The following is a 12,348-nucleotide window of genomic DNA, read 5'->3' on the forward strand; positions in this document are numbered from 1 at the left end:
GAATAAAGCGATTTTATTCGATATTCGGATAAATCGCAGACTGCTCCGCGACGAGGTACTCCCACAGATCCGCGACGATCTGCTTGCCCGGCCGCGCATCGGACGGCCGTTCCCGATACAGCCGGATCTCCATCTCGATCTCCCACTGACCCGGCTCGCTGGCCCGCGCCAGCTGCCCCTGCGCGACCTCGCGCGTGACCGCCGATTCGGGCAGGAACGCGATGCCATGGCCATCGAGCGCCATCATCTTGAGGCCTTCCGCCATGTCGGTCTCGTAGCGTTTGTCGAAGTGCAGGCCGGGCTTCGCGTCCGCGAGGATCAGGTCCACCATCCGTCCGAGGTAGGCGTTCGTCGTGTAGGAGAGGAACGGCAGCGGCGCGTCCTTGCGGCCGGGCAGGCGGTATTCCGGGTGACCGTCCGCGCCGCAGCGCGCGTACGCGCACAACGCTTCGCGGCCCATCAGCAGCATGTCGTAGCGGCCCGGATCGACCTGCACCGGCTGGCGCGGATGGTGGTAGCACAGCAGCAGGTCGCACCCGCCCTCGACGAGCTGCAGCACCGCGTCATGGACGTTGAGCGCGATGAGGCGGCTGTTGATCGACGCGAAGTCGCGTTCCAGCGCGGCGAGCCACTTCGGCACGAACGTGAGCGACAAGGTGTGCGGGACGGCCAGGTCGATCGTCTTCGTCGCCGTGACGCGGTTGTTGCGCAACATCTCGCGCACGCCGTTGATCTGCCCGAGCATTTCCAGCGCCTGTTCGTAGAAGATCATGCCGGCCGGCGTGACGCGGGTGGGGAACGTGGTACGGTCGATCAGGTCCGTGCCGAGCCAGTTTTCCAGCGAGCGGATGCGGCGCGAGAACGCGGGCTGCGTCACGTGCCGCAGCTGCGCGGAGCGGCTGAAGTTCTTGGTCTCGACCAGTGAAATGAAATCTTCCAGCCATTTGGTTTCCATGCCGCGTCCTGCACTGTTGAATATCGCGGCATTGTAAGGCCATTCCCGGCCCGGCATACAGGGCCTTGCGGAGCCTTTCCAATTATTCATACAGCCCCCGCCAAGGGCGTCCCGAAAGTTGGATGCTCCGGGCTCGCAAACTTCAGTTTCCAAAATAAAACACATTTGTAATCAGGCGTTTACGACGTAAATATTTCAAAGATCTCTCTGGCATGCGGCTTGCTGTTGTGGTCGCACCCGGTTCCCGCCGGGTCACGACAACACGCGGCGCCAAGAAACGCCGCGATTCTTGGAGATCAAAGTGAAAAAGAAGCGTCCCCTGACCCTGTACATCCTGATCGCGATGGTGCTGGGCGCCGCGGTCGGCTACGGCCTGCATGAAACCGTCGCCGACAAGACGATCAGCGCCGACATCGCCGCCCACATTTCCATCGTCACCGACGTGTTCCTCCGGTTGATCAAGATGATCATCTCGCTGCTCGTGTTCTCGACGCTGACGGTCGGCATCGCGCACATGGGCGACGGCCGCGCCGCGGGCCGCATCGGCATGAAGGCCATGGCCTGGTTCGTGATCGCGTCGCTGGTCTCGCTGAGCCTGGGCATGTTGCTGTCGAACGTGATGCAGTTGGGCGCGCACCTGAACCTGCCGCTGCCGCCGGTCGACGCGGCCACGGGCCTGAAGACCGCCGCGTTCACCTTGAAGGACTTTGTCGCCCACCTGGTGCCGAAGTCGCCGATCGAGGCGATGGCCAACAACGAGATCCTGCAGGTGCTCGTGTTCGCGCTGTTCTTCGGCGCCGCGCTGGGCGCGCTGGGCCAGTCGGCCGCCGGTCTCACCGCCGTGATCGACCAGCTGGCGCAGGTGATGCTGCGCATTACCGGCGTGATCATGAACATGGCGCCGCTGGCCGTGTTCGCGGCGATGGCCTCCATCATCACCACCAACGGCCTGGGCATCCTCCTCACGTTCGCGAAGTTCATGGGCGGCTTCTACCTCGGTCTCCTGACGCTGTGGGTGCTGCTGATCCTGGGCGGCTCGCTGTTCATCGGCAAGCGCGTGCTGCACCTGCTGGCGCTGATCCGCGAACCGTTCCTGCTCGCGTTTTCCACCGCCAGCTCGGAAGCCGCGTATCCGAAGCTGCTGCTGGCGCTCGACCAGTTCGGCGTGCAGCGCAAGATCTCCAGCTTCGTGCTGCCGATGGGGTATTCGTTCAACCTGGACGGCTCGATGATGTACTGCACCTTCGCCGTGCTGTTCATCACGCAGGCGTACGGCATCGACCTGTCGCTGGGCACGCAGATCACCATGCTGCTGCTGCTGATGCTGACCTCCAAGGGCATGGCCGGCGTGCCGCGCGCGTCGCTGGTCGTCATCGCCGCCACGCTGAACCAGTTCCACATCCCCGAAGCGGGCCTGCTGCTCCTGATGGGCATCGACCAGTTCCTCGACATGGGCCGCTCGGCCACCAATGCCGTCGGCAACGCCGTCGCCACGGCCGTCGTCGCCAACTGGGAAGGCGCGCTGGAAGAAAAACCGCAACAGGTCGCACCCGTCGTCGCGCAAGTCGGCTGACCACATAACAAATCAAATCAACGGAGACTTCATTGAAATATCGTCATATCGCTGGCGCCGGCGCGTGCGCGCTCGCCATGCTTGCCACCTGCGCGCAGGCGCAATCGTTCGTTAAAGTCTACGGCGTCGCCGACGCCGGCATCGTGCTGGACCGCGGCGGCGCCGCCGGTTCGTCGCAGAACATCGGCAGCGGCGTGGCGTCCGGCTCGCGGCTGGGCTTCAAGGGCAAGGAAGATCTCGGCGACGGCCTGAGCGCCGTCTTCGTGGTGGAAAACGGCTACAACATCGACACCGGCAAGGCCGCGCAGGGCGGGCTGCTGTTCGGCCGCCAGGCGTACGTGGGCCTGTCCGGCGCGGCCGGCACGATCAGCCTGGGCCGCCAGTACGCGCCGTACTACAAGGTCATGCGCGACATCGTCGACCCGTTCTGCACGGGCCTCGCGGGCAATGCGCAGAACATCCTCCCCGGACTCGGCCGGGTCGACAACTCGGTCGAGTACCAGTCGCCGAAGTGGAACGGCTTGTCCGCCGACGTGCTGGTCGGCGCGGGCGAGGTGGCCGGCGATGCCGCGAAGAACCGCACCTTCGACGCGTCGGCCACGTACGAAGCGGGTCCGCTGACGCTGGCGCTGACGCATCACCGGCAAAACGATGCGACGGGCGCCGCGCACGACCGCAACACGATGGTGGTGGGCCGCTACCGCTTCGGCACCGTGACCGCGCACGCGGCCTTCGCGCGCAACCGCAACGTCCTGGGGCATGCCAGCCGCGACGCGCTGCTGGGCGTGGCCGTGCGGGCCGGCGCCGCGGGCAGGGTGCTGGCCTCGGTGATCGTCCACCGCGACGATTCAGGCCGCGACGCCCACGCGCGCCAGGCCGCGATCGGCTACGAGTACAGCCTGTCGCGCCGCACCGACCTGTACGCGGCGTATGGCCATATCGTCAACCGCGACGGCGCCGCGTACACGGTCGGCGACGCCACGAACGCCGGCACCGGCACCACGGGCATCAACCTGGGCGTGCGTCATGTGTTTTAATCGCACAACGTAAACATTCCAGGACCGCCATGCCCGCAGCCGCATCCACCGTCAACCCGCAGCATATCGGCCGCTGGCCGCGGCGGCTGGGGCTGTCGCTCATGCTGCTGCTGGTGTGCGCGGCGCTGGCGGCCGTGGCCTACCGTTATGCCGAGGATGCCGCGATCGACCGGCTGCGGCTGTCCGGCGCGCAGCGGCTGGACACGTACGCGGCAGGCCTCGAACACCTGCTGTCCAAGTACGATTTCCTGCCCGGCACGTTCGAATTGAACAAGGACGTCATCGCGCTGCTGCGCCAGCCGGACGACGAGGCGTTGCGCCGGGACGTGAACATCTACCTGGAGCGCGTCAACCGCCTGGCCGGGTCGACCAGCATCTACATCGTCAACCTGAAGGGCGTGACGCAGGCCGCCAGCAACTGGCGCGCGCCCGACAGCTACGTCGGCGACTACATCGCGTTCCGGCCGTACATACGCGAGGCCCTGCGGGGCATGCCGGGCGGTTTCTACGGGGTCGGCACGACCCGCGGCGAGCCCGGCTATTACTTTGCCCGCGGCATTTATCACGAGGGCCGCATGCTGGGCGTGGCGACCGTCAAGGTCAACATCGAGAGCCTGGAGGCGAGTTGGGCGGAGGCCGGCGGCAGGGCCTTGCTCACCGATCCGCATGGCGTCGTGTTCCTGAGTTCGGTGCCCGAATGGAAATACCGGACGCTCGCGCCGCTGACGCCGGCCGCGCGGCAGGAACTGGAACAGTCGCGCCAGTATTTCTCGCATGCGCTCACGCCGCTGGGCCTGCGCGAGGTGCGCGCGCTCGACGCCCGCGCGCGCATCGTCACCGGGCCGCCGCCGGCCACGGGGCCCATGCTGAGCCAGTCGCGCGGGCTGGTGACGCGCAACTGGCAGATGGTGTACCTGTCCGACCTCGCGCCGGCCCGCGCGAGCGCGCGCGCGGCGGCGCTGCTGGCGGTGCTGTCGGAAGCGCTGGCGGTCATGCTCGTGCTGTATGCGCGCCAGCGCCACCGCCTGGGCCGGCAGCGCCAGCGGGCGCGCGAGGATCTGCAGCGCGCGTACGACCAGCTGGAAAACCTGGTGGCCGACCGCACCGCGAGCCTGGAGCAGATCACGCGCGAGCTGCGCGACGAGAACGCCGTGCGCCGCCAGGCCGAAGAGCAGTTGCGCAAGGCACAGAGCGAATTGGTCCAGGCGGGCAAGATGGCCGTGCTCGGGCAGCTCTCCGCCGGCATCACGCATGAACTGAACCAGCCGCTGACGGCGCTGCGCACGATGGCGGACAATGCCCGCGTGCTGATCGAGCGCGGCCGCCACGCCGATGCCTCCGCGAACCTCGCGACCATCTCGCAACTGGTCGAGCGGATGGGCCAACTGACCGGGCAGCTGCGCCAGTTCGCGCGCAAGTCCGACACGCGGCCGAGCGCCGTGCCGGTGGCGGATGCCGTCACCGCGGCGCTGTTCCTCGTCGAGCGCCGCATCGCGCAGGAACGTGTAGGATTCCGCATGGCGACCCATCCGCGCGACCTGTACGCGCTGTGCGACAGCAACCGGCTGCAGCAAGTCCTCGTCAACCTGTTCAGCAACGCGCTCGACGCGATGGAGATGGCGGGGAGTGTCTCGCGCCAGCTCGTCGTCGAAGCGGGGCGCGAGGGCGCGCGCGTCCTGATCTCCGTGACTGACAGCGGTCCCGGCATCCCGGAGGATGTCCGCGCGCACCTGTTCGAACCCTTCTTTACCACCAAGCCGCAGGGCAAAGGGCTGGGCCTCGGGCTCGCGATCTCCGAGCAGATCGTACGCGAGTCCGGCGGCCGGCTGCGGGCCGAGTCGCCACCCGAGGGCGGTGCCCGGTTCATCATCGATCTGCCCCGGGCGGAGTAGGATAGCTACCATGTCTACATACGAATCCATGAAAGTGCTGCTCGTCGAAGACGACGCCATCGTCCGCGCGGGCAGTGCGCAGGCGCTCGATCTCGCCGGTTTCCAGGTCGAGGCGTTCGACGCCGCCGAGCCGGCGCTGGCGCAAATAAGACCCGGTTTCGCCGGCGTCGTCGTCAGCGACGTGCGCCTGCCCGGCATGGGCGGCATCGAGCTGATGGCCGCCGTCAAGGGCATCGACGCGCAGCTGCCGGTGATCCTCGTGACGGGCCACGGCGACATCTCGATGGCCGTCGGCGCGATGCGCGGCGGTGCCTACGATTTCATCCCCAAGCCGTATTCGTCGGAGCAGCTGGTCGAGGCGGTGCAGCGCGCGCTGGAGACGCGGCGCCTGATCCTGGAAGTCGAGACGCTGCGCCACCGCATCGCGAACGGCGAGGGCATCGAGGCGATGCTGCTGGGCGATTCGGCCCCGATGCGCAACCTGCGCCGCCTGATCCTGGACCTGGCCGACGAATCGGCCGACGTGCTGATCTACGGCGAGACGGGCACCGGCAAGGAGATGGTGGCGCGCTGCCTGCACCAGTTCAGCCGCCGCCGCGCGCATCACTTCGTCGCCCTGAATTGCGGCGCGATCCCGGAAAACATCTTCGAAAGCGAAGTGTTCGGCCACGAACCGGGCGCGTTCACGGGCGCGACCAAGCGCCAGGTCGGCAAGATCGAGCACGCCGACAAGGGCTCGCTGTTCCTCGACGAGATCGAGAGCCTGCCGCTGTCGCTGCAGGTCAAGATGCTGCGCGTGCTGCAGGAGCGCTACGTCGAGCGGCTCGGTTCCAACCACCCGGTGCCGGTGGACGTGCGCGTCATCGCGGCGTCGAAGGTCGACCTGAAGGAATGGTCCGACCAGCAGAAATTCCGCAGCGACCTGTACTACCGCCTGAACCTGATCGTGCTGAACCTGCCGCCGCTGCGCGAGCGGCGCGAGGACATCCCCTTGTTGTTCGAACACTTCATGCTGGGCGCGGCGGCCCGCTACAAGCGCGCCGCGCCCACGGTGCCGGGGCCGCTGATGCAATCGCTGATGGCGCACGACTGGCCCGGCAACGTGCGCGAGCTGCGCAACATCGCGGAGCGCTTCGTGCTGGGCCTGTCCAGTGGCGCGGACGGCCTGCTGACCGCGCGCACGGCGGCGGCGGTGCCGCTCGCGGACCAGGTGGGCGCGTTCGAGCGCGCCGTCATCGAACAGGAATTGCGCCGGGCGGCGGGGAGCGTCGTGGACGTCGCCGCGGCGCTCGGGGTGCCCAAGCAGACGCTGTACTACAAGATGCAGAAGTACGGGCTTACGCCGGACGATTATCGTTGACCATCGCGGGCGCGGGGAAGGTCACGCTGACCTTCAATCCGCGCCCGCTTTCGGCCTTGGCCAGCTCGAGCGTCGCCCCATGCACCGTGGCGATGTCGCGCACGATGGCGAGGCCCAGCCCCGTGCCGCCCGGATTGCTCTCCAGCGTCGCCTGCGCCCGGTAGAAGGGCATGAACACCTTGTCGTATTCGGCCGGATCGAGCCCCGGCCCGCTGTCCTGCACGTCGAGCACGACGACGCCGATCAGCCGCCGCACGCGCAGCAGCACCGTGCCGCCCGGCGGCGTGTAGCGGATCGCGTTGTCGACCAGGTTGCTCGCCAGTTCGTGCAGCAGCAGCGCCTGGCCGTCGATGGTCGTGGCGCCGTCGTCTTCCGCTTCCAGCGCGAGGTCGATGCCTTTCTGGACGGCCGGCAGCGCCAGTTCCAGTCCCACCTGGCGCGCCACCTCGGACAGCGCCACCGGCGCGAGCGCCGCGTTCGCGCCGCCGTGCTCGATGCGCGCGAGCGTCAGCAGGCGGTTCGCGAGGTGCACGGTCGAATCGGTCGTCGCCGCGATCGAGCGCACGATGGCCTGCATCGCGGCCGGATCGTTTTCGCGCAGCGCCAGCTCGGCCTGTGTCTTGAGCACCGTCAGCGGCGTGCGCAGCTGGTGCGAAGCGTCGGCGATGAAGCGGCGCTGGCTCGCGATCAGGTTCTGCATGCGCGCCATCGTCCCGTTCATCGCGGCGACCAGCGGCCGCACTTCGCGGTGCACGAGGGCTTCGTCGACGTCGGACAGGTCGGAGATCGCGCGCGTCTCCACGACCTGTTTCAGCCGCATCAGCGGCTGCAGCACGAGGCGCACGGCGAACCACACGAGCGTCGCCACGGCCAGCACGAGCAGCGCCTGGCGCAGCAGGGTGTTGAGCAGGATGCGCCGCGACAGCGCGCGCCGCGCGTCCAGCGTCTCGCCCACCTGGATCAGGGCGATGCCGCGCATGGAATCGTCGTACACGGGCTGCAGCAGGGCGGCGATGCGCACCGGCTCGCCGTTGTAGTCGGCGTGGTAGAAGCGCACGAGGGCCGGATACAGTTCCGAGCGGGGCGTGTCCTTCGGGACGGGCGGCAGGTCGTCGTAGCCGGACACCGTCTCGCCATGCAGCCCGCCCACGCGGTAGTAGATGCGCCCCAGGGTGTCGGTCTCGAAGCTGTCCAGCGCCACGTAGGGCACGTCCGCCACGACCTTGCCGTCGCGGACCGAGACGCGTTCCGCGAGCGCGCGCGTGGACGCGAGCAGGGAGCGGTCGTAGGCGATGTCGGCGGCGTCGAGCGCGTCGCGGTACAGCGACACGGCGTTGGCCGCGACGAGGATCACGAGCGGCACGATCAGCCAGCGCAGCAGCTGGCCGCGCAGGCTGCCCAGCTTCGTCGACGCCGCCGGCGGGAACCGCATGCTCAGGACGCGGCCGGCGGCCGTTCCTGCAGCAGGTAGCCGATGCCGCGCAGGGTGGCGATGGCGGCGCCGCCGTCCGGGCGCTTGTCCAGTTTCTTGCGCACGCGGTGGATGTACAGTTCGATGGCGTCGAGGTTGGCGTCGTCGTCCAGCGCGAACACTTCGTCGAACAGCTTTTCCTTCGACACGGCGCGGCCCGGGCGCGAGATCAGCGCTTCCAGCACGGCGTGTTCGCGCGGCGTCAGCGCCAGCGGCTCGCCGCAGTAGGTGAACATGCGCGCGACGGTGTCGAAGCTGAGCTGTCCGCACGTGTGCACGAGCGCCTCGTTGCCGACGCTCCGGCGCAGCAGCGCCTTCACGCGCGCTTCCAGTTCGGCCAGTTCGAACGGCTTGGCGAGGTAATCGTCCGCGCCCAGGTTCAGGCCCTGCACCCGTTCTTCCAGGCCGCCGCGCGCCGTCAGGATCATCACGGGCGTGCGCCCGCGCGTACCGCCGCGCGCCCGCAGGCGGCGCAGCACTTCCAGGCCGTCCATGCGGGGCAGGGTCAGGTCCAGGATCACGAGCGCGTAGTCCTGGGTGTGCAACAGCGCGTCGGCGTCGGCGCCGGTGGCCGCGCATTCGACGGTGAGATTGGCGTCGCGCAGGGCTTTGGATACCCAGTGCGACAGCTCGACGTGGTCTTCGACTAACAGGATTCGCATCGCGCCAGTGTAAGCCACGGAACGCGCCGTGTCTTCATGGGTAAGTGATTTCCACAACACCCGACATTGAAAGGTTCAGTGAAAGCTGATTGAAAGGTTGGCGGACCTATCCTTGATCTCACGAAGCGGCACACGACCGCCTTGATGACAACAACGGAGACAATATGAAGAAATCGGCCCTCGCGCTCGCCGTCCTGGCAGCGCTTTCCCTGAACGCATCCGCCCAGACCAATGTCCAGGTCTACGGCATCGTGGATGCCGGCGTCGAATACGTGAACCACGCATCCGCCAGCGACGGCAGCCAGGTGCGCGTCGTCTCGGGCGGCAAGAACACGTCGCGCTGGGGCTTCCGCGGCAGCGAAGACCTGGGCGGCGGCCTGAAAGCCATCTTCAACCTGGAAGGCGGCGTCATGCTCGACACCGGCGCCCAGGACGGCAACCTGTTCAAGCGCCAGGCCAACGTCGGCCTCGAAGGCGGCTTCGGCCGCGTGATCATCGGCCGCTCGTTCACGACGACCTATGACCTGGTCATCAAGTTCGACCCGATGGGCTTCGCGCCCAACTATTCGTGGGCGACGTCGAGCAACGCCACCGGCCCGTCCAAGTACGGCATGACGACGGCGTTCGACAACCTGATCAAGTACACCGGCACCACGGGCGGCTTCACCTACGGCGCCACCGTCGGCATGGGCGAGCAGGCCGGCAACGCGGCCGATGGCCGCAAGTACGCCGTCGGCGGTTCCTGGTTCGGCGGCCCGGTCGGCGTGATGGCGTCGTACGAACAAATCAACGGCAACACGCTCGCCGCCACCGGCGACCGCGACAAGACGACGGCCTTCCACCTGGGCGCCCTGTACAAGGCGGGTCCGATGACCTACCAGGCCGGCATGCGCGGCTACAAGCTCCAGTCGGGCAAGGCCGCCACGCCGGACGTGCGCGGCGACACCTACTGGGCCGGCGCCACCTGGGCGGCCTATCCGTGGACCCTGACGGGCGCCGTCTACCATGTCAACACGAAGAACCTGCCGTCCGCGAAGGACGCGGATCCGACGATGCTCGTGGGCCGCGCCATGTACTCGCTGTCCAAGCGCGTCTGGCTGTACGCGTCGGTGGCGCATGCCAAGGCCGACCACGGCCAGCTCGTGGGCCTGTCGCGCGACGATCCGGGCTTCGGGTCGACGCAGACCGGCGTCACCACCGGCATCCAGTACCGGTTCTGACCGACCCCTGGCCGCAACATCATGAAGCGCGCCATCTCGATCCTTACCGCCGCGGCACTGTCCGCGGCAGCGGCGGCGGCCAGCGCCAACGCCGAATGCGTGGTGCCGTCCAAACCGGGCGGCGCCATGGACCTGACCTGCAAGCTGGCCCAGAAGGCCTTGCCGGACACGAAGCTGAAACTGGCCTACCTGCCGGGCGGGATCGGCGCCGTCGCGTGGCACACGCTCGTGTCGCAGCGGCGCGCCGAGCCTGACACGCTCGTCGCGTTCTCGGGCGGTTCGCTGCTGAATCTCGCCGAAGGAAAATTCGGCAAGGCGCTTGCTGCCGACGTGCGCTGGGTCGCGGCGCTCGGCGTCGACTACGGCATGATCGCGGTGCGTTCCGACGCGCCGTGGCATAGCCTGGACGAGCTGATGGACGCGATCCGCAAGAATCCCAAGCAGGTCCTGATCGGCGTGTCCGGCACCATCGGCAGCCAGGACTGGATGAAGGTGGCGCTGCTGGCGCGCCGCGCCGGCATCGAACCGCGGCGCCTGCGCTTCGTCGCGCTGGAAGGCGGCGGCGAGACGTTCACGGCGATGAGCGCCAACTACGTGCAGGTGATCTCGGGCGACGCATCCGAAGCGGCGCTGTATGCCGGACCGGGCAAGGTGCGCGTGCTGGCCGTGCTGGCCGAGAAGCGCCTGGCCGGTGTGCTGGCGTCCGTGCCGACCGCGCGCGAGCAGGGCTACGACATCGTGTGGCCCGTGATCCGCGGCGTATGGATGGGCCCCGGCGTGCCGGATGCCGACTACCGCCGCTGGGTCGACGCCTTCGCCCGCGTGCAGGCCACCCCCGATTTCGCGGCTTTGCGCAGCCAGGCCGGCCTGTACCCGTTCTCGCTCACGGGCGACGCGCTCACGCGCTGGGTCAAGCAGGCGATCAACGATTACAACCGACAGGCCAGGGAATTCAACCTGGTCCGCGAACACTGACAACACCCTAGGAGACAACCATGAATTTCAAGAAGACCGCATTTGCGACCACCTTTGCAGCTGCCATTTTCGCATTCGCCGCACCGGTGCTGGCGCAGGCCCCGGCAGGCTACCCGGCCGGCTACCAGCAACTGATCGACGCCGCCAAGAAGGAAGGCAAGCTGGTGATCTACGGCGCCACCGACAGCAAGGCCGCCGAACCGCTGATCAGCGATTTCAAGTCGATGTACCCGGGCATCACGGTCGAGTACAACGACATGAACTCGACCGAAGTCTACAACCGCTTCTTCTCCGAGAACGCGGCCGGCGGCGACACGGCCGACGTGCTGTGGTCTTCCGCGATGGACCTGCAGATGAAGCTGGCCGCCGGCGGCTATGCGCTGCCGTACAAATCGGTCGAAGCGGCGAAGATCCCCGGCTGGGCCGTCTGGAAGGACATCGCCTACGGCACCACGTTCGAGCCGGCCGCCTTCGTCTACAACAAGCGCCTGCTGAAGCCGGAGGAAGTCCCGCAGACGCACGCCGATTTCGTGCGCATCATCCAGCAGCCGAAATTCCAGGACAAGGTCACGACCTACGACATCGAGAAATCCGGCGTCGGCTTCATGTTCATGACGCAGGATGCGCGCGCCTTCCCGCAATACAAGCAGCTGGAACAGGCGTTCGGCGCGGCCAGGGTGCGCGTGCAGTCGTCGACCGGCACCATGCTGGAGCGGATCTCGTCGGGCGAAAACCTGATCGGCTACAACGTGATGGGTTCGTATGCGCTCGTGCGCGCCAAGAACGATCCGTCGCTGGGCGTCGTGCTGCCGAAGGACTACACCCTGATCATCTCGCGCGTCCAGTTCATCAACAAGATGTCCAGGCACCCGAACGCGTCGAAGCTGTGGATCGACTACATGCTGTCGCACCGCGGCCAGACCGTCATCGCCAATGCCTCCAAGCTGTACGCGATCCGCGCCGACGTCACCGGCGAAACGACGTCGACTGACCTGATCAAGATGGTCGGCGAGAAGAACATCAAGCCGCTGCCGGTCAGCCCGGCCGTCGGGGAATACCTGGATCCGGCGCTGCGCCTGGCGTTCCTGAAGGAGTGGAAGGCCACTGCCGGCAAGAAGTAAGTCTTCAAGCCGTCATCCCCGCGAAAGCGGGGATCCATACTGAGCCGACCAGGACGCTCAGCATGGGTTCCCGCGTGCGCGG

General features: G+C 67.4%; 10 protein-coding genes. 7 read left to right on the forward strand and 3 right to left on the reverse strand.

From position 1 onward, the window contains the following. Positions 1–13: 13 nt before the first annotated feature. Positions 14–955, reverse strand: a complete 942-nt coding sequence (locus ACEN9G_RS20650) for a LysR substrate-binding domain-containing protein (protein WP_413342817.1) — start codon at positions 953–955, stop codon at positions 14–16. 301 nt (positions 956–1,256) lie between these two features. Between ACEN9G_RS20650 and ACEN9G_RS20655 the strand changes: the two genes are divergently transcribed. The 4 genes from ACEN9G_RS20655 (at position 1,257) to ACEN9G_RS20670 (ending at position 6,817) form a co-directional block, all read left to right on the forward strand. Next, positions 1,257–2,528 (forward strand): dicarboxylate/amino acid:cation symporter, encoded by a 1,272-nt coding sequence (locus ACEN9G_RS20655; protein WP_413342815.1) that lies wholly within the window; start codon positions 1,257–1,259, stop codon positions 2,526–2,528. A gap of 77 nt (positions 2,529–2,605) precedes the next feature. Beyond that, complete coding sequence (locus ACEN9G_RS20660) at positions 2,606–3,565, forward strand: porin (RefSeq protein ID WP_495605565.1); 960 nt, start codon at positions 2,606–2,608, stop codon at positions 3,563–3,565. 29 nt (positions 3,566–3,594) lie between these two features. Further along, complete coding sequence (locus tag ACEN9G_RS20665; protein WP_483126901.1) at positions 3,595–5,457, forward strand: sensor histidine kinase; 1,863 nt, start codon at positions 3,595–3,597, stop codon at positions 5,455–5,457. A gap of 10 nt (positions 5,458–5,467) precedes the next feature. After that, positions 5,468–6,817 (forward strand): sigma-54-dependent transcriptional regulator, encoded by a 1,350-nt coding sequence (locus ACEN9G_RS20670; protein ID WP_413340964.1) that lies wholly within the window; start codon positions 5,468–5,470, stop codon positions 6,815–6,817. Here ACEN9G_RS20670 and ACEN9G_RS20675 read toward each other — a convergent pair. After that, positions 6,795–8,249: a sensor histidine kinase gene (locus tag ACEN9G_RS20675; RefSeq protein WP_413340962.1), complete on the reverse strand. Its 1,455-nt coding sequence runs from the start codon at positions 8,247–8,249 to the stop codon at positions 6,795–6,797. The genes ACEN9G_RS20670 and ACEN9G_RS20675 overlap by 23 nt on opposite strands. Positions 8,250–8,251: 2 nt before the next feature. Continuing rightward, entirely contained in the window at positions 8,252–8,950 is a 699-nt protein-coding gene (locus tag ACEN9G_RS20680; RefSeq protein WP_413340960.1) for a response regulator, read from the reverse strand. A 164-nt stretch (positions 8,951–9,114) separates the two neighbouring features. On the opposite strand from ACEN9G_RS20680, the gene ACEN9G_RS20685 reads away from it, so the two are divergent. The 3 genes from ACEN9G_RS20685 to ACEN9G_RS20695 are packed head-to-tail and all read left to right on the forward strand — an operon-like array spanning position 9,115 to position 12,266. Next, entirely contained in the window at positions 9,115–10,170 is a 1,056-nt protein-coding gene (locus tag ACEN9G_RS20685; RefSeq protein ID WP_413340958.1) for a porin, read from the forward strand. 21 nt (positions 10,171–10,191) lie between these two features. Continuing rightward, complete coding sequence (locus tag ACEN9G_RS20690) at positions 10,192–11,145, forward strand: tripartite tricarboxylate transporter substrate binding protein (RefSeq protein ID WP_413340957.1); 954 nt, start codon at positions 10,192–10,194, stop codon at positions 11,143–11,145. A 20-nt stretch (positions 11,146–11,165) separates the two neighbouring features. After that, on the forward strand, positions 11,166–12,266 hold the full coding sequence (locus ACEN9G_RS20695; RefSeq protein WP_413340955.1) for an ABC transporter substrate-binding protein: 1,101 nt from the start codon (positions 11,166–11,168) through the stop codon (positions 12,264–12,266). Positions 12,267–12,348 lie beyond the last annotated feature (82 nt).

It is taken from the genome of Massilia sp. Masssp94 (assembly GCF_059491305.1).